Source organism: Pseudarthrobacter sp. TE9888, assembly GCF_056279345.1.
The window spans coordinates 239,782-260,070 of sequence record NZ_JBWBRD010000002.1 but is presented as its reverse complement, the minus strand read 5'-3'; the positions used below and the strand labels follow the sequence as shown (position 1 = coordinate 260,070).

At 67.1% G+C, this 20,289-nt stretch carries 21 protein-coding genes; 13 read left to right on the top strand and 8 right to left on the bottom strand.

All coding sequences use genetic code 11. The features are described 5' to 3' along the window. Positions 1 to 69 precede the first annotated feature (69 nt). Both ACZ9J7_RS01760 and ACZ9J7_RS01755 read left to right on the top strand, forming a co-directional pair. The gene (locus ACZ9J7_RS01760; RefSeq protein WP_476206501.1) at positions 70 to 726 is read left to right on the top strand and encodes an SDR family oxidoreductase; all 657 of its coding nucleotides are present in this window, start codon (positions 70 to 72) and stop codon (positions 724 to 726) included. A gap of 18 nt (positions 727 to 744) precedes the next feature. Beyond that, positions 745 to 2,316, top strand: a complete 1,572-nt coding sequence (locus ACZ9J7_RS01755) for a Na+/H+ antiporter (protein WP_476206499.1) — start codon at positions 745 to 747, stop codon at positions 2,314 to 2,316. 7 nt (positions 2,317 to 2,323) lie between these two features. On the opposite strand, the gene ACZ9J7_RS01750 is transcribed toward ACZ9J7_RS01755, so the two are convergent. Further along, complete coding sequence (locus ACZ9J7_RS01750) at positions 2,324 to 3,535, bottom strand: ROK family protein (protein WP_476206497.1); 1,212 nt, start codon at positions 3,533 to 3,535, stop codon at positions 2,324 to 2,326. 96 nt (positions 3,536 to 3,631) lie between these two features. Between ACZ9J7_RS01750 and ACZ9J7_RS01745 the strand changes: the two genes are divergently transcribed. The 5 genes from ACZ9J7_RS01745 (at position 3,632) to ACZ9J7_RS01725 (ending at position 8,615) form a co-directional block, all read left to right on the top strand. Next, positions 3,632 to 5,344 (top strand): glycoside hydrolase family 13 protein, encoded by a 1,713-nt coding sequence (locus ACZ9J7_RS01745; protein WP_476206495.1) that lies wholly within the window; start codon positions 3,632 to 3,634, stop codon positions 5,342 to 5,344. Between the two features lie 46 nt (positions 5,345 to 5,390). Beyond that, the gene (locus ACZ9J7_RS01740; protein WP_476206493.1) at positions 5,391 to 6,332 is read left to right on the top strand and encodes an aldo/keto reductase; all 942 of its coding nucleotides are present in this window, start codon (positions 5,391 to 5,393) and stop codon (positions 6,330 to 6,332) included. A gap of 167 nt (positions 6,333 to 6,499) precedes the next feature. Further along, positions 6,500 to 7,363, top strand: a complete 864-nt coding sequence (locus ACZ9J7_RS01735; RefSeq protein ID WP_141942759.1) for an HpcH/HpaI aldolase/citrate lyase family protein — start codon at positions 6,500 to 6,502, stop codon at positions 7,361 to 7,363. Positions 7,364 to 7,389: 26 nt separating this feature from the next. Beyond that, positions 7,390 to 8,331: a DUF2797 domain-containing protein gene (locus ACZ9J7_RS01730; RefSeq protein WP_476206490.1), complete on the top strand. Its 942-nt coding sequence runs from the start codon at positions 7,390 to 7,392 to the stop codon at positions 8,329 to 8,331. A gap of 59 nt (positions 8,332 to 8,390) precedes the next feature. Further along, a complete protein-coding gene (locus ACZ9J7_RS01725) occupies positions 8,391 to 8,615 on the top strand; it encodes a DUF3188 domain-containing protein (protein WP_224026693.1) in 225 nt (74 codons plus the stop codon). Here the strand turns inward: ACZ9J7_RS01725 and ACZ9J7_RS01720 are convergent. After that, complete coding sequence (locus tag ACZ9J7_RS01720) at positions 8,605 to 10,293, bottom strand: SulP family inorganic anion transporter (RefSeq protein WP_476206488.1); 1,689 nt, start codon at positions 10,291 to 10,293, stop codon at positions 8,605 to 8,607. The two genes, ACZ9J7_RS01725 and ACZ9J7_RS01720, sit on opposite strands and share 11 nt — an antisense overlap. Further along, positions 10,290 to 10,670, bottom strand: coding sequence for an ArsR/SmtB family transcription factor (locus tag ACZ9J7_RS01715; protein ID WP_476206486.1), 381 nt, complete (start codon positions 10,668 to 10,670; stop codon positions 10,290 to 10,292). The genes ACZ9J7_RS01720 and ACZ9J7_RS01715 overlap by 4 nt, the downstream gene beginning before the upstream one ends. Before the next feature lie 129 nt (positions 10,671 to 10,799). Here ACZ9J7_RS01715 and ACZ9J7_RS01710 point away from each other — a divergent pair, with 129 nt between their 5' ends. The 6 genes from ACZ9J7_RS01710 (at position 10,800) to ACZ9J7_RS01685 (ending at position 16,370) form a co-directional block, all read left to right on the top strand. After that, entirely contained in the window at positions 10,800 to 11,261 is a 462-nt protein-coding gene (locus tag ACZ9J7_RS01710; protein WP_476206484.1) for an FAS1-like dehydratase domain-containing protein, read from the top strand. Between the two features lie 2 nt (positions 11,262 to 11,263). Further along, positions 11,264 to 11,701, top strand: coding sequence for a MaoC family dehydratase (locus ACZ9J7_RS01705; protein ID WP_476206482.1), 438 nt, complete (start codon positions 11,264 to 11,266; stop codon positions 11,699 to 11,701). Positions 11,702 to 11,711: 10 nt separating this feature from the next. Beyond that, positions 11,712 to 12,980: an MFS transporter gene (locus ACZ9J7_RS01700; protein WP_476206480.1), complete on the top strand. Its 1,269-nt coding sequence runs from the start codon at positions 11,712 to 11,714 to the stop codon at positions 12,978 to 12,980. Positions 12,981 to 13,031: 51 nt separating this feature from the next. Beyond that, positions 13,032 to 14,099 (top strand): UDP-N-acetylmuramate dehydrogenase, encoded by a 1,068-nt coding sequence (locus ACZ9J7_RS01695; protein ID WP_476206479.1) that lies wholly within the window; start codon positions 13,032 to 13,034, stop codon positions 14,097 to 14,099. A 38-nt stretch (positions 14,100 to 14,137) separates the two neighbouring features. Then, the gene (locus ACZ9J7_RS01690) at positions 14,138 to 15,241 is read left to right on the top strand and encodes a winged helix DNA-binding domain-containing protein (protein ID WP_476206477.1); all 1,104 of its coding nucleotides are present in this window, start codon (positions 14,138 to 14,140) and stop codon (positions 15,239 to 15,241) included. Positions 15,242 to 15,392: 151 nt separating this feature from the next. Further along, on the top strand, positions 15,393 to 16,370 hold the full coding sequence (locus ACZ9J7_RS01685) for a type IV toxin-antitoxin system AbiEi family antitoxin domain-containing protein (RefSeq protein ID WP_476206475.1): 978 nt from the start codon (positions 15,393 to 15,395) through the stop codon (positions 16,368 to 16,370). 57 nt (positions 16,371 to 16,427) lie between these two features. On the opposite strand, the gene asd is transcribed toward ACZ9J7_RS01685, so the two are convergent. The 5 genes from asd to ACZ9J7_RS01660 all read right to left on the bottom strand — a co-directional run bounded on the left by asd (position 16,428) and on the right by ACZ9J7_RS01660 (position 20,260). After that, positions 16,428 to 17,558 (bottom strand): aspartate-semialdehyde dehydrogenase, encoded by a 1,131-nt coding sequence (gene asd / locus ACZ9J7_RS01680; protein WP_476206473.1) that lies wholly within the window; start codon positions 17,556 to 17,558, stop codon positions 16,428 to 16,430. Between the two features lie 104 nt (positions 17,559 to 17,662). Continuing rightward, positions 17,663 to 18,121 carry a hypothetical protein gene (locus ACZ9J7_RS01675; protein WP_476206471.1) on the bottom strand — a complete coding sequence of 153 codons (459 nt, stop codon included), beginning with the start codon at positions 18,119 to 18,121 and terminating at the stop codon, positions 17,663 to 17,665. 83 nt (positions 18,122 to 18,204) lie between these two features. Then, positions 18,205 to 18,621 carry a hypothetical protein gene (locus tag ACZ9J7_RS01670; protein WP_476206469.1) on the bottom strand — a complete coding sequence of 139 codons (417 nt, stop codon included), beginning with the start codon at positions 18,619 to 18,621 and terminating at the stop codon, positions 18,205 to 18,207. Between the two features lie 2 nt (positions 18,622 to 18,623). Beyond that, positions 18,624 to 19,268: a hypothetical protein gene (locus ACZ9J7_RS01665; RefSeq protein ID WP_476206468.1), complete on the bottom strand. Its 645-nt coding sequence runs from the start codon at positions 19,266 to 19,268 to the stop codon at positions 18,624 to 18,626. 23 nt (positions 19,269 to 19,291) lie between these two features. Next, positions 19,292 to 20,260, bottom strand: a complete 969-nt coding sequence (locus ACZ9J7_RS01660) for a hypothetical protein (protein ID WP_476206466.1) — start codon at positions 20,258 to 20,260, stop codon at positions 19,292 to 19,294. Positions 20,261 to 20,289: the final 29 nt, after the last annotated feature.

The window sequence follows — 20,289 nt, the reverse complement described above, 5'->3', positions numbered from 1 at the left end:
AGGGCCCAAAGGCCCTGTTCAGGGGCAAATGGCTTCTGCAGTCAGCCGCGGTGCGGGCAGAATGGGTGCATGACACGCATCGCCATTATCGGCGGCCACGGGAAAGTGGCCCTCCTCCTGTCCGAACTCCTCACCGGCGAGGGACACTCCGTGACCTCGTTCATCAGAAACCCGGAACATGCCGGCGACGTTACTGCCACCGGTGCCACGCCGTCCGTCCTGGACGTGGAGAATTCCACGACCCTGGCCATCGCCGAGGCCCTCGCCGGGCATGACGCCGTGGTCTGGTCCGCAGGCGCGGGCGGCGGCAGCCCCGAACGCACCTATGCCGTGGACCGGGACGCCGCCATCCGTTCCATGGATGCCGCAGCCCAGGCCGGCGTGGACCGGTACGTCATGGTCTCCTACTTCGGTGCCGGCAAGGACCACGGGGTGCCCGAGGACAACAGCTTCTTTGCCTACGCGGAAGCCAAGGCGGCGGCGGACGAGTACCTGCGCGGCACCGGCCTGGCATGGACCATCCTCGGGCCCGGGACCCTGACGGAAAAGCCCGGGACCGGGCTGATCGACATCGACCCGTCACCGGAAGGGAGCCGGGACACCTCCCGCGCCAATACGGCGATCGTGGCGGCAGCGGTGCTGGACCTTCCCCAGACGGCGGGCCGGACCATCGAATTCTGTGACGGCACCCTGCCCGTGTCAGCAGCCCTGGAACCCCGCGCATAGCCGGCGGGGACGAGGCTTATGGACCAGCTCGCACTCATTGTCGGACTGCTGCTGGCCACGGTGGTGGCCGTGGGCCTGGGGGACAGGCTCCGGTTGCCTTACCCGGTCCTGATGCTCCTCCTGGCCGCGGCGCTGACGTTCATCCCGGGCTTCCCCGACCTGGAGATTGAACCCGGGCTGATCCTGCCCATCTTCCTGCCACCGCTGTTGTTCGCCACCGCCCAGCGAAGTTCGTGGGCGGTGTTCCGGGTCAGATGGCGGACCTTGATCATGCTGGCCGTGGCACTCGTGGTGATCAGCACCGCCGTAGTGGCCGGCGCGGCGTGGCTGATGATTCCCGGCATCGGAGTGCCTGCCGCCATCGCGCTCGGCGCCATGGTGGCGCCGCCGGATCCGGTGGCGGTGGACTCGGTGGCGGGCCGCGTGCACATGCCCCGCCGCCTCATCTCCGTCCTCCAAAGCGAGGGGCTCTTCAACGACGCCGCCGCCATCGTCATCTTCCAGGCAGCCGTGGCCGCCGCCGTGGGAGGCACCAGGGTGGGGCCCGACGTCGTCCTCCAGTTCCTGATGGGCGCCGCGCTCGCCGTCCTGGTGGGCGTCGCCATGGGCTGGCTGATCGCCTTGGTCACCCGGCTGGTCACTTCCATGGTGGCCCGCAGCGCGGTGACCCTGGTGGTCCCCTTCGCCGCCTACATCCTCGCCGAGGAGGTGCACGCCTCCGGCGTGATCGCCGTGGTGGTCACCGCCCTCGAAATGCAGCGCCACGCCCGCCCCCAGGACGCGGCGGAGCGCGTCACCCGCAACGCCTTCTGGGACGTGGTGGAGCTGCTGGTGACCGGTCTCGCGTTCGGCCTGGTGGGCCTGGAGATCCGCCGTGTCATCCGCGATGAGGGAAGCGAAATCTTCGGCATGATCGGGGTGTCCGCGCTGGTCTGCGTGCTGGTCTTCGCCGTCCGGTTCCTGTGGATGGCCGCCCTGGCGCTGGGTGCCCGGAAACGGAAGAACCTCCTGCAGCCAACGTCCCTGAAGGAGGTCCTGATCCTCACCTGGTGCGGCATGCGGGGCCTGGCCACCCTGGCGCTGGCCCTGGCACTGCCGCTGACCCTGGCGGACGGCACGCCGTTCCCGGGCCGGGACTACCTCCTGGTCATCGCCTGCGCGGTGCTGCTTGCCACGCTGGTCCTTCCGGGCCTGACCCTGCCCTGGCTGATGCGTGTCCTCAAGGCCTCCGAGGATGGAACAGAGGAACGCGACGCTGTCCGGCTGCTTGCCGCCCGCGCCCAGGCGGCCGCCGTCGCAGCCCTGAAGCAGCATGACCTGATGACGGACCTGCCGCCGGAAAAGGTGGCGCTGGTCAAGGAACGGATGCAGCGCCTGCGCGCGGAACTGACGGACGGCAGCCTGCGGAACGAGCCACTGGCGGAAAAGCGCCGGCGCGGACGCGAGCTGGCCATCGCGGTTCAGACCATCGCGCTGGACGCCGCCCGGCAGGAAGTGGTGGCCGCCCGCAACGAGCCGGACATGGATCCCGAGGTGGCGGACCGGGTGCTCCGGCAGCTGGACCTGCGCACCATGGTCATGCCGGAGTAGGAACACCTCAGGCCGGGGCGGCGCCCCCTGCGAGCACCAGGTCCAGCGAGTTCTTCTCCACGTAGTCCAGGGCGCAGCGCACCGCGCCCACCGTGACGATCGAATCGCCCAGCGGGGATACCGCGACCCGCGCGGGGGTGGCAGTGAACCGGGCCAGCCTTCCGCTGATGGGGGCGAGGAGCACGTGCGCGGAATCCGCCACCCCGCCGCCGAGCACCACCAGTTCCGGGTTCAGCATGGTGGCCACGGTCCCCACCACGCGTGCCATCCTGTCCGCGAGCCGGTCGAGGATGTCCAGCGCCACGGCGTCGCCCTGGCCGGCGGCGGCGAAGACCTGTTCCGCTTCCACCCGTCCGGGCTGGAACGCCCGGAGGGCGGTAGGGGCGGTGGTGGCCAGTGCTTCCGCGGCCCAGCTTCGCGCCAGGTGGGCGATGCCGTAGGTATCGCCCACGCCTTCCACCAGATTCAGGTAGGCGAGTTCGCCGGCACTCCCACGGGTGCCATGGACCAGCCGCCCGCCCTCCACGATGCCGGACCCCAGCCGTTCACTGGCCAGGATCACCACGACGTCGTCGACGCCGGCGGCCGCGCCCTGCCACCGGTCGCCGAGGGCCGCGAGGTTCGCGTCGTTCTCCAGCAGGACGGTCCACCCGCGGGCTGCCTTGAGTGCCGGCCGCAGGCCCAGGTCGAACAGTCCCCAGAACTCCTGCGTGGCCACCACCTCGCCGTGGCGGTCCACGGGCGCGGCAACCCCGGCGCAGGCTGCCAGCACCCGTTCCGGTTCCGTTCCGGCCGAACGCAGGGCTGCCATGGCAACGCCGTCAATGAAAGCGATCCGTTCCTGTGAACCAACTTCACCGGCCTGGAAAGGACGGCTGGACCGTCCCAGGGTGGTGCCGCGCAGGTCGGACACCACCACGGTGACCTTGGAATAGCCGATGTCCATGCCCAGCACCACGCCGGCCCGCTCATTGAGCTCGAAACGCCGGGCCGGGCGGCCCTTCCGGTACCCGCCGAATTCACGCTGGTTCTCCCGTTCCAGGATCCAGCCCCGCCCTGCAAGGTCCTCGCACACGGCGATGGTGGTGGCCCGCGTCAGGCCGGTCGCTGCCATGATGTCGGTGACCGTGACGGCCCCCGAGGCGCGCATGAACTCCAGGACTGCGCCGGCACTCACGCGCCGCAGCAACTGGGGGGTGGCCGGAACCGGTTCAGGCATGCTGTTGACCTTCCTGTCCAAAGCAACAGATAATACTTGAGGAAGTAAATTTAGACTCAATATAAATATAGCCGTACTGAAGAAAAGGGTCAGTCCTTGTCCACCACCGCCACTCTGGCAACCCTGTCCGACTCTGACCGTCTGGCCGATCCCAACTGGTGGCGCCAGGCCTCCGTTTACCAGATCTACCCCCGCAGCTTCGCCGATTCGAACGGCGACGGCATCGGCGACCTGAAAGGCATCACCGCCAAGGTCCCCTACCTGAAGACGCTGGGGATCGATGCCGTGTGGCTCAGCCCGTTCTACCCGTCAGCGCTCGCCGACGGCGGCTACGACGTCGATGACTACCGCGACGTCGACCCCAAGCTGGGCACCCTGGCCGACTTCGATGAAATGGCCAAGGCCCTGCACGAAGCCGGCATCAAGCTGATCGCGGACATCGTCCCCAACCACTCATCCAACCGCCACAAGTGGTTCCAGGAGGCCCTGGCTGCGCCCAAGGGTTCCCCGGCCCGTGACCGCTACATCTTCCGTGACGGCAAGGGGCCCAACGGCGAGTTCCCGCCGTCGGACTGGGACTCCGTGTTCGGCGGACCGGCCTGGGAGCGCATCACCGAACCCGACGGCACCCCCGGCCAGTGGTACATGCACATCTTCGCCAAGGAGCAGCCGGACCTGAACTGGTCCAACCGGGAAATCCGTGACGATTTCCTCAAGACGCTGCGCTTCTGGTCCGACCGCGGCGTGGACGGCTTCCGTGTTGACGTGGCGCACGCACTCACGAAGGACCTCACCGAGCCGCTGCTGTCCAAGCTTGAACTGAGCGCCGCCAACACCGGCGTGGACGGATTCGACGACGGAACGCACCCGTTCTGGGACCGTGACGAAGTGCACGAGATCTACGCCGAATGGCGCGAGGTATTCAACGAGTACAACCCGCCGCGCACCGCCGTCGCCGAAGCCTGGGTGCACGCCACCCGCCGGGCCCGCTACGCCAGCCCGCAGGGCCTGGGCCAGGCCTTCAACTTCGACCTCCTGCAGGCCGACTTCGACGCCGCCGAATACAAGGAGATCATCACCCGCAACCTCGCCGAGGCTGCTGCCACCGGTGCGTCCTCCACCTGGGTGTTCTCCAACCACGACGTCGTCCGGCACGCCACCCGCTATGGCCTGCCCCAGGTTGCCAAGGCAAAAGCCGGCGCCAAGGGCCAGGACGGCAAGGACTGGCTGCTCGCCGGTGGCCCCAAGGACCAGTTGGACGTTGAACTGGGTGAGCGGCGCGCCCGCGCCGCCACCTTGCTGATGCTGGCTGTCCCCGGCTCCGCGTACCTGTACCAGGGTGAGGAACTGGGCCTGCAGGAAGTGGCCGAGATTCCAGAGTCGGAACGCCAGGACCCGTCCTTCTTCCGCAACAAGGGCGTGGAAATTGGCCGTGACGGCTGCCGCGTCCCGCTGCCCTGGAAGGTGGAGGGCACGTCCTTCGGCTTCGGCGACGGCGGGTCCCACCTGCCGCAGCCGGACTGGTTCAGCAAGTATGCCGTCGAGGCCCAAGACGGGACGGAGGGCTCCACGCTGGAGCTTTACCGCAAGGCCCTGAAGCTGCGCCGTGAACTGCTGACCGATGAGGACCTCGAATGGGTGGGGAACGCCAACCCGGACGTCCTGCACTTCAAGCGCCCCAACGGGTGGCAGTCCGTCACCAACTTCGGGAACACCGCCGTCGATCTTCCCGCCGGCACGGTCCTGGTCAGCAGCGGCCCACTGGAGGACGGCAAGCTGCCGGCGAACACCACCGCATGGCTGCGCTGATGCGGCAGGGCCGGAAGCCGGCTGTCCTGATGCGGGCAACGGCCTGATGCAGGAAGTCATCTACGGATGCATGGGGCTGGGCGGCAGCTGGTCCGACGAGCCACATGGCATTGACCATGTGGCTCAGGCCGATGCTGCCGTCCAGGCCGCACTGGACGCGGGCATCACCCTGTTCGACCACGCCGACATCTACCGCAGCGGAAAGTCCGAGGCCGTATTCGGCGAGGTGCTGGCCGCCACTCCGGGCCTCCGGGAGCGGATCCGTCTGCAGACCAAGTGCGGCATCCGGCTGAACGAGCGCGGCCTGCAAACCCACTACGACCTGAGCCAGGAGGCGATCCTGGAGCGGGTCAACGGGAGCCTCCAACGGCTCCGGACCGACTACGTGGACGTCCTCCTGCTGCACCGCCCGGATCCGCTGGCAGACCCGGCGGAGGTGGCTGCCGCCGTCGGCCAGCTCATGTCCGAGGGCAAGGTCCGGCAGCTGGGTGTGTCCAACATGTCCGCTGCGCAGATCGAGGTGCTGCAGGACCGGCTGGAGACTCCGGTGGTGGCCAACCAGCTGGAGATGAGCCTGCTGAAGCGTGCATGGCTGGAAAGCCAGGTCCTGGTCAACCATCCGGAACACCTGGACTACAGCTTTCCGCACGGCACGCTCGAGTACTGCACGCGCAACAGCGTCACCCTGCAGGCGTATGGATCGCTGGCCCGCGGCATCTACACCGGCGCTGAAGCGGAAAGCCCCACGTCAGCTGAAGCGGCCACCGCGGAACTTGTGGCAGGACTGGCGGGGGCCTACGGCATCTCGGGCGAAGCCGTCCTCCTGGGCTGGCTGATGAAGCATCCGGCCGGCATCGCGCCGGTCATCGGGACGGTCAACCCGGACCGGATCAGGGCCTGCGCGGACGCCGCCCGCGTGGCCCGGGCCCTCACCCGCGCAGACTGGTACAAACTCTGGGTCACTGCGCGGGGCAGCAACATCCCCTGACTGCTGCCAACCGGCTGGCAGCAGTTGTCGTTTCCAAGCCCTAGAACGACAACTGCTGCCGGCTGCTTTCCCCCTGGGCCGGTCACAACGCGTTTAGTTCGTATTGATCCTCACAAGCGGGCCGTTTTCTTCGCCGTGCCGCGTGCGGGCCGGATACTGTAGAAAGCATGACGTCTACCATCGCCGCCGAAACCGTTAGGCCGGAACGGAATATCCCCGCCGAGATCGCACGCTCCTGGCTGCTGGTCAATGCCATGAAGCCCGAGCTCTTCGACCAGTCGGCCGTGTCCCGGGCTGATTCGATCATCCTGGATATTGAAGATGCAGTGGACCCGTCGCAAAAGGACCAGGCCCGGAACAACGTCATCGACTGGCTGACCGCCGGCGGCAAGGCCTGGGTCCGGATCAACGACGCCACCAGCCCGTTCTGGGCCGATGACCTCGCCGGCCTGCGCGGAACCCCGGGGCTGCTGGGCGTCATGCTCGCCAAGACCGAATCCGCGGACCAGGTCACCGAGAGCTACCACCGCATGGACGGCAAGACGCCCGTCATTCCGCTGGTGGAATCCGCGCTCGGCATCGAGGAAGCCAACCACATCGCCAAGGCCCAGGGCGCGTTCCGCCTGGCCTTTGGCTCCGGTGACTTCCGCCGCGACACCGGCATGGCCGCCACCCCGGAGGCCATGGCCTACCCGCGCGCCAAGCTCGTCGTTGCCAGCCGCGTGGGCAACCTGCCCGGCCCCATCGACGGCCCCACCGTGGGCACCAACCACCCCATCCTGCGCGAGCAGACCGGCATCACGGTGATGATGGGCATGACCGGCAAGCTGTGCCTGGCCATCGACCAGACCCCCGTGATCAACGAGGTCATCAGCCCCACACCGTCGGACGTCGCCTGGGCAACCGACTTCATGAACGACTTCGAAGCCAACGGCCGCGTCATCCGTGACGGCTCCGACCTGCCCCGCCTGGGCCGCGCCGAGAAGATCATGAAGCTCGCGGTAGCCTTTGGGGTGCAGCCCGCGCTGTAGCGCCACCCATCACTTCAGGAGACCCCGTGACCGATACCCGCTATCTGGTCCACGGGGTCTTTTGGGATGGCCCGCCTGTTTCAACCCCGGCTGACGACGGCGGCGGCCCGGTCCTGCGCCTCCAATCACCTGAGGGGGACTTCCGGGAGCACAGCCTCAGGCCGGGCAGCCGGCTGGGCTTCCACGTGGTGGAACCCGGCAGGTACTGCCTGGGCCACGTCCAGGTCCAGTCGGCCGGCTTCCGGCGCCACATCCTGTGCGGCTCCGCCGCGCCGGCCGTGCGGGGCAAACAATGCGAGCGGTTCTTCGTCCGCGACGAGTCGCGCCTCATGCACGACTTCCACCGCGGTGGCAGGGTAACCCCTGGGCTGCGGGACTACCTGATGCAGGAACACTGGCTCTACGTTGCGACGTTCGCGGGAGGCGCCACCAAGGTGGGAACGGCGTCCGGGCCGCGGAAATGGAACCGCCTGGCCGAGCAGGGGGCCGCAGTGGCCAGGTATGTCGCCAGGGCGCAGGACGGCCGTGTGGTGCGGATCCTCGAAGACCTGGTGACGGCCGGCGTCGGACTGACGCAGCAGGTGCGCTCGGCCGCGAAGGCGGAGGCGCTGCTGCGGCCGCTCCCGGCCGAGGCGCTGGACGCTGTCAATGCCCGGGCCGCCGGTGACGTGCGGGCCCTGCTGGCGGGCACCGCCGTCGACGGTTTCCAGTCCGTGGAGGAACGGTGGCTCAGGCCCGGGCATGCCGACGCCCTGTATGGAAGCGGGCCCCGGCACGCCTATCCGCACACCCTCGACGACGGGCGGCACGGCTTCGATGTCGCGGCCATCAGCGGAACCAACGTGCTGGCGCGGCTGGACGGCACGGGCTCGCAATTCGTGGTCAACCTGGCGCAGCTGGCCGCCCGGACCGTCCTGCTGGGGGAGTACGCTTCGGAGGTGCCGGCGGTGCAGGAACCGTTGTTCTGACGTCCAGGGTTCCCGCGCCCGGGCCGCCGGGGGTGCCGCGGACTCGGTAGACTTGGACGGTGCTGAACGAATTCTGGGCTACTGCGCCCACCCGCTACAAAGTCCTGGTCTTCAGCGCGATGGGACTGATCGCCGTCGGGATCATCCTTAATCTGGTGGGCAACACCAGCGGCAACCAGGCACTGGCCATGGCTTCCCTTCCCCTCATCGGGCTGGGGCTGGTCCTCCACGTCGTAGGCATCGTGGTCCGCGGCCAGGCGATCCGCAAGAACCTCAGGCGCTAGCTGCCGCCGCGTTCCGCAGGACGTGGCTGCGGGCGTGCTCCACGGCATCCGGCAGCTCCTCAAACAGATGCTTGTGGTGCCGCAGTGAACGGATCACGCCCACGTTGGTCACCAGGTCAAGATGGTCCGGCCGGACACCCTTGAGCAGGACGGTGATGCCGCGCAGCTCCAATGCGGAAATGACCTCCACCAGGGCGTGGGCGCCGGTGGCGTCGAGCATCCGCAACTGGGACAACCTGATGATGGCCACCTGCACGTCCTTGACCTGGCTGATTTCCTGGAGAATGCGTTCGGCAGCGCCAAAGAACATGGCCCCATCCAGCCGGAAGAGCGCGATGTGGCCGTCCCCTTCCGCCGGAGGGCCAGGAATCTCCTCGCGCTGGACACCGCTCAGCGAGGCAAAGGTCCGCAGGGCGAAGAGGGCTGCCGCGGCCAGTCCAATCTGGATGGCAACGATGAGGTCAAAGGCCACGGTAATGACGGCCGTGAGTACGAAAACGGCGGCATCTGCCCGGGTGGAACGCAGGATGGCGGTGACAGTGCGCCGGGAAACCATCCGCACGGCCGTGACCATCAGGACCCCGCCCAGTGCCGCCAGCGGGATGCGGCTGACCATTCCGGACGCCAGGTACGTGATGCCCAGCAGCACCACCGCGTGCACGGCTGCCGCCAGCCGGGTCCTGGCTCCGGACCGCACGTTCACCGCCGTCCGCGCAATCGCGCCGGTGGCGGGCATCCCGCCGAACAGGCCGGCCGCGATGGAAGCCAGGCCTTGTCCCATCAGCTCGCGGTCGGGACTGTAGGCGCCGGTTGGCCTGCCGTCCGGTCCGGCCATCCCGGCGGCCACCCGCGCCGAGAGCAGGGATTCAATGGCGGCCAGGACGGCGACAGCGACGGCAGGCATCGCCAGGCTGCCCAGGGCGGCCGGATCCAGGGCGGGGAGGGCGGGCGCCGGAAGGGAATGCGGCAGGGCACCGATCCGCGGGACATCCAGCTGCAGGAATTCGGCAGCGGCCGTTGCCAGGAGGACTGCGAGCAGGCTGGCAGGGATGGCGCGGAACAGCTTCTGCACCAGGACCATCACGACGGCGACTCCCGCCACCAGCGCGAGCGTGAACAGGACCGTCGGGGACGCTGCCCCAGCTGCCGCCTCCACCGCGGCCAGGAGGGTATTGTGCCCCGGAGTTCCGGACGTGCCGGTGGCCAGCGGAACCTGCTGCAGGAAGATGATGGCGGCAATGCCCAGCGTAAAGCCCTCGACCACCGGCCACGGTATGAAGGCCACGGCCCGGCCCAGGCCACTGAGTCCCAAAGCGCAGACCAGCAGACCAGCCATCAGGGACAAGAGGGCGACGCTGCCGATGCCGTGGACCGCCACCACGGGGGCCAGTACCACCACCATGGCGCCCGTGGGGCCGGATACCTGGACCGGGGAGCCGCCCATGACAGCCGCCACCAGCCCGGCCACGATCGCCGTGATGAGTCCTGCTTCGGCGCCCACCCCGGAGCTGACGCCGAACGCGAGGGCCAGCGGCAAAGCCACAATGCCCACGGTGATCCCTGCCAGCAGGTCGGTGCGCCACGTGCCGGCAATTCCGGCGTAGTCCTTTCGCGACGGGAGGAACCGAGTGATGCTCCTGCTGGCCGTGCCGGGGGCTGTAGCCGGGTTCGCGCTCACGAGGCTCGCCCGCCGGCCAGGTGGTCCGCCGGCAGCTGCTGTGCGAGCCGGAGCTGTTCGTTGGAATCGGCCAAGCTGTCCAGGAGGAACGTCCTGGCGATGGCCAGCAGCTGTGAGACGCCCGGGTGGGCGAGTTGGTACGTTACCGCGTTGGCGGTGCGTACGGAGGTCACCACTTTGTGCTTCCGCAGGGTGGCCAGGTGCTGGGAGAGGTGGGAGGCTTCCAGCCCGGTCTCTGCGAGGAGGTAGCTCACGGGAGCAGACTCCTGCGGCGCTGCGGCCAGCAGCTCAAGGATCCGGATCCTCGCGGGGTGGGCCAGGCCTTTGAACAGGTTCGCTTTGATCTCATAGAGAGGTGCTTGGGCGGAAGACAGCATCGGGGTGGCGCTCCTGTGCGCGATGGCCGGCCGGTCAGAGCCCGGACAGCGGATTGATGGAATGATGAATTCATCATATCAGTGCGGTGCGGCCCTTTTGAAGGGCGTGGCAACGATAGGCTGGAATCCATGACTATCAATCCGGACCTGCAGGGCCGCAGCTACCCTGCCGCAGAGGTGTACGACGTCGGCCGCGAGAAAATCCGCGAGTTCGCCCGGGCCGTCAAGGCAAGCCATCCTGCGCACTTCGACGTGGATGCAGCCAAGGCCCTCGGCCACCCAGACCTGGTGGCGCCGCCCACTTTCGCCATCATCATCGCCCAGCGCGCCGACGCCCAGCTGATCGAGGATCCGGACGCCGGCATCGACTTCTCCCGCGTGGTCCACGCAGACCAGCGCTTCACCCACCACCGCCCCATCGTTGCCGGCGACCGGCTCATGGCCGAACTGCATGTGGACGGCATCCGGGCCATGGGCGGCGGTGCCATGATCACCACCCGCTCCGAGATCTTCGCCCTCGGTAGCGGCGATGCACGGGAACCCGTCACCACCACCACGTCATCCATCCTGGTCCGCGGAGAGGGACAGTAACCATGAGCCCCAGCTTCAACGAACTCAGCACCGGCCAGGAAATCGGCAGCCGCACCATCGAGGTCACACGCACCGACCTGGTCAAGTACGCAGGCGCCTCCGGCGACTTCAACCCCATCCACTGGAACGAAGCCTTCGCCACCGGCGTGGAACTGCCCGGTGTTATCGCCCACGGCATGTTCACCATGGGCTCGGCCGTCCAGCTGGTAACCGACTGGGCGGGCGACCCGGCCGCCGTCGTCGATTTCCAGACCCGCTTCACCAAACCTGTGCTGGTCACGGACACCACCGGGACTGATGAGCCTGGCGCCACCATCGAAGTTAGCGGAACCATCGGAAAGCTCGACGCCGACGCCGGCACCGCGCGCGTCGACCTCACCGTGGTCTCCGCCGGGCAAAAGGTCCTGATGAAGGCCCAGGCCGTCGTCAAGTTGTCTTGAGCTGCAACTTTTGACCACTCCCGCAGCGACTGCCGCCCAGGTCTCGTCGTGGCGCAACGCCGTCGTGGTGGCTTACGGCGCCAGTGGCCTTGCCTTTGCCTCCTGGGTGTCCCGGCTGCCTGCCATCCGGGACGCGCTGGACCTTACCCCGGGCAACATCGGCGTCATCCTGCTGTGCATGACGCTGGGGTCCTTTGCCTCCGTCTCCGCCTCCGGGCTGATCGTGCTGCGGCTGGGCTCCAAGCGGACCATCCGGACCGGCAGCATCCTGGTGGGTGCAGGGCTGCTGACCGCGGGTTTTGGCACAACCGTGCTGGCAAGCCCCGTGGCAACCGCCATTGGCCTGGCCATCATCGGGCTGGGCACCGGCAGCTGGAACACGGCATCCAACGTTGAAGGCGCCGCAGTCGAGCGCGCGGTGGGCAGGCACATCATGCCGCGGCTCCACGGCGCCTTCAGCCTGGGGACGGTGGCAGGCGCCGGGCTGGGTGCCCTCGCCGCCGCAGTGTCCCTGCCCGTGTTCTGGCACCTCGCGGTGGCCGGGGCCGTGGTGGCGGTTTCGGTGGCGACGGCGGCGTCCTGGTTCCGGGCCGACATCACTCCGGTGGCGGGGGAGCGCAGTTACTCACCGGACACCTTCGAGGATCCCAGCACCGGGCCAATCCCGGTAATAGCTCCCGCGGCCGCCTCCGGAGACGCGCCGCTGGATAACAAGCGGAAGATCGCCCAGGCGTGGCGGGACCGGCGGACCCTGCTCCTTGGCGTCCTGGTCCTCGGCCTGGCCCTGGCCGAAGGCGCGGCAGGTGACTGGGTGGCGCTGGCACTGGCCGACGGACATGGGCAAAGCGACGCTGCCGGTGCTGCCGGTTACGGCCTCTTTGTCACGTTCATGACCATCGGGCGCTTTGCCGGGACGGTGCTGCTGGACAAGTTTGGCAGGGTCCCCGTGATGCGGTCGTGCGCTGCCATGGCTGTGCTGGGGCTGGGCATCTTCGTCTTCGCACCGATGCCGTGGCTTGCGTATGGAGGACTCGCGCTGTGGGGCCTGGGCGCGTCGCTGGGCTTCCCGGTGGGCATGTCCGCCGCTGCCGATGATCCCGCAAAGGCTGCCGCCCGGGTTTCCGTGGTGTCCACCATCGGCTATGCCGCGTTTCTGTGCGGGCCGCCGCTGCTGGGGCTGCTGGCCGAGCATGTGGGCATCCTGCATTCTCTGCTGGCCGTGATGGTGATGCTTGCGGTGAGCTTCGCCCTTTCTCCGGTGGCCCGGAAGCTGGCCTGAAGGTACTGTGCGTCACTGCGCTTGCACAGTATCTTCAAGTAACGTGGACAGGTGACTTCCACGCTCCTTTCCTCCCTGACCACCTCCGCCGTCGGAGGCCCTGCCGGCAAGTACATCGAGGCCCGCACCGAGGCTGAGATTATCGACGCGGTCCGCTCGGCGGATGCCGCCGCGGAACAGGTCCTGATCGTCAGCGGCGGGTCCAACCTCCTGGTCTCCGACGACGGGTTCCCCGGGACGGTCATCAGGATCGCCTCCGAGGGGTTCACGGTCAACGCCGAGGACTCCTGCGGGGGAGTGGCAGTGGTGGTGCAGGCCGGGCACAACTGGGACAAGCTGGTGGAGCACGCGGTGCTGCACGCCTGGTCCGGTATCGAGGCGTTGTCCGGGATCCCCGGCTCAACGGGGGCCACGCCGGTCCAGAACGTGGGTGCCTACGGTGCCGACGTTTCCCAGACCATCGCCGCCGTCCGTACCTGGGACCGCGAGCGGAACGCCGTGCAGACCTTCACCAACTCGGAGTTGAAGTTCGGCTACCGGGACTCCATCCTCAAGCAGACCACCGTCAATGGCTCGCCCCGGTATGTGGTCCTCACCGTCGAGTTCCAGCTGCCGCTGGGCCGGATGAGCGCGCCCATCCGTTATGCCGAGCTGGCCCGGGCCCTGGGTGTGGAAGTGGGCCAGCGCGCCTACGCGAACGACGTCCGCCGCGAAGTACTCCGCCTTCGTGCCTCCAAGGGAATGGTGTGGGACGCCGCTGACCGTGACACCTACTCCACCGGGTCCTTCTTCACCAACCCCATTGTGGCGGCCGACGTCGCGGACAAACTGCCGGAAAACGCTCCGCGATACCCTGCCGGGCAGGACGGGATGGTGAAGCTCTCCGCAGCATGGCTGATTGACCAGGCAGGCTTCGGGAAGGGCTTCGGCCTGGAAGACGACGGCGTGGCTGGAGGCCGCGCGTCGCTGTCCACCAAGCACACCCTGGCCATCACCAACCGCGGCTCCGCCAGCGCCGCCGATATGGTGGCTGTCGCACGGGAGGTGCGGGCCGGCGTCGAACGCCACTTCGGCATTTCGCTGCATCCGGAGCCGCTGCTCATCGGCCTCGAACTCTAGCCGTCCCCTCAGGGCCGCGCCCGGCCTAGGATGGGCGCATGGCTGCATCTGGTGCCCTGCGCGACGGCAGGATGGTCGGCAGGCTCCGGCTGGTGTCCCAGCGGCTCGCCGGGATAGAGGGTACCTCCGTGCCGGAGCTGGTCCGGTGGATGACCGCCATGCAGGCGCAGGACCTGCCGGCGGCACTGTGGGCGGTCGGGGCCCGGGTGCCGGGAGCAGGGCTTTCCCAGGTGCGTGCCGCCATCGATTCCGGAGCTATTGTCCGGTCCTGGCCCATGCGCGGGACACTGCATTTGGTTGCCCCCGAAGACCTGCGCTGGATGCTGGACCTCACGGCCGAACGGCTCACCAGGAGCGTCGCGGGCCGTCACCGGCAGCTGGAGATTACGTGGGCGGACGTGGAGAAGGCCCGCGATCTGGCGCTGGACCGTATCCTGGCGGACGGCCCCATCAGCCGCGCCGCACTGTTCAAGGTGTTCGACGACGGAGGCCAGCCGACCCAGGGCCAGCGCGGGATCCATCTCCTGGGTTCGCTCTGCCGGCACGGCTGGCTGGTCCTGGGGCCCCTGGCCGGAAACCAGCAGCTGATCGCCGCGTTCCACGAATGGATACCGGTATCGAGGAGCCTGGAACGCGAGGCGGCCCTGGCAGAGTTCCTGCTCCGATACTTCCGCAGCCATGGGCCGGCCACCCTCCGCGACTTCGCCTGGTGGACGCAGCTGCCGCTGACCGAGGTGCGCACGGCGTTTGAACTCGTCCGGCGCGAGTTGGTGGAGCTGGAATTCGGGGGGACCAGCTACTGGCTGTCCCCGGAGGTGGCGGCCCTCCTGGAATCCGGTGTACCAGGCGGCCGGTCGGTCCACCTGCTGCCCGGTTTTGATGAGTTTGTCCTGGGCTATACGGACCGCAGCCTTGTCCTGGCACCCGAGCATTTCGATCTGATCGTGCCCGGCGGCAACGGTGTCTTCAAGAAGACGGTGGTCGCCGCTGGGAAGGTGGTTGGCACCTGGGCGCTGCAGGGCACGGGGCCGGGTGCCGCCGTCGTACCCAAACTCTTCGACGAAGCCCGGCCGCTTGGCCCGGCGGCGCAGGCAGCCCTGGCCAAGGCCGGCCGGCGCTACACGAGGTTCCTGGCCACCTGAGCGGCTTCCAGCCCCGCATAACCGGCCCTGCCCCGCATAACCGGTGCTGGGCGGCAACGGTTCCGCGGGCAAGGGCCGCTCGTACCGCCGGCCATCCACATAGCGGCGTCCTGTGCTTCCGCTGCCGGTGTCCGCCGCCGACCCTTGGACAATGAACTTCGATGCTTTGCAGGCCCTCGTCGACCATCGCTGGCCCGGGAAGGTGGTTGCGTCAACCCATCAATTGGCGGCCGCCGGGCTGGACGACCGTGTGCTGACTGCGGCCGTGAAGAGCGGCGCCGTGCTCCGGGTGCGGCGGGGAGCCTACGTCCGGAGCGGCTACTGGAGTACGCTCGCGCCGTGGGACCGGGACCAGGTCCGCCTGATGGCGCATTTCGAATCTACCCACGGCCTGTCCCGGTACAGCCACGTGAGTGCGGCGCTGCTGCACGGCCATTTTGTCTGGGGCGGAGGCTCCGCGGTGCACGTGACAACCCAGTACTCCAACTCGAAGGCCAGCGCGGGAAGGGACGTCCGGACCCACAGGCAGCCGCTCGCGGAAGCTGAGAAGGCTTCACTGTGGACGCCCGACGGGCGGGAAGTCCTTACCACCAGTGCCGAGCGGACCGTGCTGGACTGCGCACGTATCCTGCCCTTGGACAAGGCTGCCGTGATCGGTGACCACGCGCTGCGCAAAGGTGCATCCATCGAGGCCATGCGGCAGTTGCTGAACGACAGTCCCGTGGTCCGCGGCGGCAGGCGGGCCTGGGACCTGCTGGAGGTCCTGGATGCGCGATCAGAGTCCCCGGGGGAGACCCGGACCAGGCTGTTGCTGCGGTCTTTTGGCCTGCGCATGTTCGAACCGCAGGTGGTGATCCCCACCAGCGAGGGTGTTTTCCGGGCTGATTTCGCGGATCAAGATGCCTTGGTGATCATTGAGTTCGACGGCAATGCCAAGTACACGGAGTACAGGCCAACGGCCGATGTGCTGCTCGCGGAGCGGCGCCGGGAGAACGCTCTGCAGGAGCTTGGTTGGGCGGTTTTTCGCATCAACTGGAAGCAACTGGACCGGCCGGGAGAGCTGCGGCAGCGGCTGTACGCATTCCTCGCGCGGCACGCCGGAATGCAAAAGCGGCCCCGACCCGCATAACCGGTGCGGGGCAGCAACGGTTATGCGGGCCAGGGCCGCTCGTGGGGCAGCTGAAAGTTACAGGGTGCCGGTGGCGATGTTGAGCATGCGGCGCAGCGGCTCGGCGGCCCCCCAGAGGAGCTGGTCGCCCACGGTGAAGGCGCTGATGTACTGCGGGCCCATCTCCATCTTGCGGATGCGGCCCACCGGGATGTCCAGGGTGCCGGAGGCGGCCACCGGGGTCAGATCGGCCATGGAGGCTTCCTTGGTGTTGGGAACCACCTTGGCCCACTGGTTGTCCTCATCCAGGAGCTTCTCGATCTCGGCCACGGACAGGTCCTCGCGGAGCTTCAGGGTCAGGGCCTGAGAGTGGGAGCGCATGGCGCCGATGCGGACGCAGAGGCCGTCCATGATCACATGGTTTTCCTCGGAGGTGCTCAGGATCTTGTTGGTTTCCACCCCGGCCTTCCATTCTTCCTTGGACTGCCCGTTGCCCAGGTCCGCGTCGATCCAGGGGATCAGGGAGCCGGCCAGGGGGACACCGAACTGAGTCGCGTCGATGTCGGTGCGCTGGTGGGCCAGGACCTTGCGGTCGATGTCCAGGATGGCCGACGCCGGGTCGTCCAGTTCCGTGCTGACCTCGGCGTTGAGCGTGCCGAACTGGCTGAGGAGCTCGCGCATGTGCCGGGCACCGCCGCCGGAGGCTGCCTGGTAGGTCATGGAGGTGCCCCACTCGACCAGGCCGTTCTTGAACAGGCCGCCGAGGCCCATGAGCATGCAGGAGACGGTGCAGTTGCCGCCGATGAAGTCCTTGGTGCCGTTGACCAGGCCCTTGTCGATGACATCGCGGTTAATGGGGTCCAGGACGATGATCGAGTCGTCGTTCATGCGCAGGGTGGAGGCGGCATCGATCCAGAGGCCGTCCCAGCCGCGGCTGCGCAGTTCGCCATGGACCTGCTTGGTGTAGTCCCCGCCCTGCGCGGTGACAATAATGGGCAGCTTGGCCAGGGTGTCGAGGTCGAACGCGTTCTCGAGCTTGCCGGCGCCGTCAGCGAAGGACGGCGCGGCACCTCCCGCGTTGGAGGTGGAGAAGAACACCGGGTTGATGTTGGCGAAGTCGCCCTCATCCTGCATGCGCTGCATGAGGACGGAGCCCACCATGCCGCGCCATCCGACCAGGCCGACGGAAGGGGTAGCTGCTGTAGTCATTCGTCCAGTTTAGACTTCGCGTCCGGAAGGTCGCAGTCGGTTACGTCACGCCGCAGTTGGGACTGACGTGCGACGCCGGCACGTACCGGTGCCGTCAGCGGCGGCTAGGCGGACGGTGCGTCTCCGGGAAACGGCCGTGTGCTGTCAGGGAAGTTTTCGCGGTTGATGGCTATGGGCGACGGGTTTGATTCGAACCAGGCGCGTGCCTGGTCATCGGTAAGGGCAAACCGCGGTTTCGGCAGCCGGTTCAGCCGGCGCAGCTTGGCCGCTCGCATCTCCCGGCAAAGGCTGCGGATTCCCAGGAGCCAGCCTCCAGTGAAAAGGACGGTGCCCAGCAGTCCGAAAACGACCACAACGACATTCAGGGTGGCCAGGGCAAGGATGAGCATCAGGGGTGCGCCAAAAGCCGGAATGGTCATGAGGGCTGTCACTACAACGAGCCCGGTTGCCGTGTGGACTGAGTAATTTCCCGACGGCTGGGAACCACCGATTCCCCATTCGTCCTTTGTGTAGGCGTAGACCGTGGGTCCCATGGCGGTCGCGTAGAAGTACGGTCGGTCCACAAGTAGCTTCTGTAAGGCAGGATCCATTGCCATTAGTGAGACGCGATCATCGGGAGAAGGCGACAGCCCATGTTCTTGTTGGATCATTCATTGAAAGGTCCGGTTCCGGGTTCCGGTGCATGCCGTTTCTTCCGCAATTTTTTGGCCCGGTATTCGTCCCTTGCCATGCGGAAGGTATACCAGGCGCCGAAAATGCCGAATGCGGTGAGGACCAGGGCGCCCCAGAACGGCTGGCCGCCGTCAGGTAGGGGCCTGAGCAGTATTACCAGCGAGAGAAGGGCCAGGAGCGCCATGACGCCTGTCAGGATTCCCATACCCCACCAGGTTTGGACCTGCACGTGGCCACGGCCTGGAGAGAACCCAATTTCATCGGCGGGGTAGCTGTGCAGTTCGCCCGTGTCGGTAGTTCGCAGCACCCGTTTTTCACCCCGTGCAAGCGCCGCCTTATGCTCGGCGTGGACGGCATCGTTGCGCCGCTCACGGTCTCGGTCGAATGTCACAGTCAGTCCTGTCGGACGGTGCGGATGCGGTGAAGGAGGCCGGCGTCGTCCACGCCCCTGGTTTCAGCAATGTCCGGCTCCGTGGGTGTGGAGATACCAGTGGTCCATAGTCCGCCGCCGCCATTTTTTACGTAGAGGGTTCGGCCGGTGGGATCCTCCCGGCGGCGAATAGTGGCGCCGCCCTCTGGGTTGCTTTCCAGGTGTTGCTTGATGACCATGAGGTTGGCCTCGGCTGCGGTAACGTCCGGTCGCTGAGCCATTGCCCACCACGTGAAGTAGGCGCGGGGCTGGAACAGCAGATGGATGTCATCATTTTCCATGAAGACCACGCTGTCGCCCCCTTCGGCCGTCAGTAGCGAGATCTCAATGCGACGGATGGCGGAGGAGAGCAGGGCAGCGACGGCGGCGGTGGGGCCTGATACGGACAGGAGCCCGTCATTTTCGGCTTTGGCCAGGCCTCGTGCCACCAGTGACGACGCGCCCGCGCTCACCATGTCCGTATTGTTCAGATAGCCGTCCACCCTCAGTGCTTCAGCGCTGTGGACAGAGGCGTCCCCGCGCTGGAGGCTTGCAAGGGTAACCATCTCGGCGAAGCCATATCCGATCGCATCGGGGATGGTGGCGGCTTCCGTCGTTATCTCAGTCATCGTGGACACCTCTCGTTGTGGGTTCAGAATCCAAAGAAGTCGCCGACTTTTTCAGCGGCGTCTCCAGCGCCTTCCCAGACTTCCTTGGCACCGTCAGCGATGGAACCGCCGATGGCATTGACGGTTTCCTTGACTATCGGAACGTTGTCATAGATGGCCAACGCTCCGGATGCAACCATTGCTGCCGTTCCGACAGGCGGGGGAGCGAAACTCACCACTCCCAGACCAGCCTTGATTCCAGAGTAGAAGGCGGCTCCTACGTCGCCCTCCTTGGCGTTGTTGACGGTGTCCAAAACGTCAAGACCTACTCCGATTCCGCCTAAGGCCCTGCCACCAAATTTGAAGAACTCGGCCGCCTTGCCACCCTCGGCGAGGCGCAAGGCGGTATCCCACCTGCCGTCGAACAGTTCCGATGAAGTGTTGAAATACTGGCTCAGCATATTTGTGTTTTGGAACGCTTTTGCCACGCTCTGGAAATCCCGGGAGAACAGGAACTCGCCGAGGTTATCTGCCTTGCTGATGAAATGGGGAAGATCGAACAGTCCCGCCCGGAGGTTCGGCAACGCTTTGGTCAGGTTGTAGATATCCCAGCCGCTGCGGAAAGGGGAGTTGGGATCAGTGAGCCAGTCCGGTCCCCAGGGATCGTTGCTGCCCTGCCCCGGGATTGGACGGCGGGGGCCGTCGGTGCCGGCCGGCGAACCTTCGCCGGGTCCACCACTGGAGCCGGAGCCGGTGGTGCTGGCCTTCTCCTGCTCATTAGCATTCTGAAGCAGGACTTTCGACTCCTGCTTCAAGCGCGAGACAGTTTGCTGAAGGAGCGTCCGGTGGTTGCTGTTCCAGTCAGACCGGAACCGCTGGGCGTCCGCGCCCTTCCAGGCCGGGTTGTTGTTGATCTGGCTGCTTAGCTGCGTCGACTGCTGCTGCAGCAAATCCGCCGTCTTGTTGAACTGCTGCGCGAGGGCCCGCAGTTGCTCGACGTCGGCGCCCCACAAAGTTCCTGCCACCAGGATTCCCCCCAAAT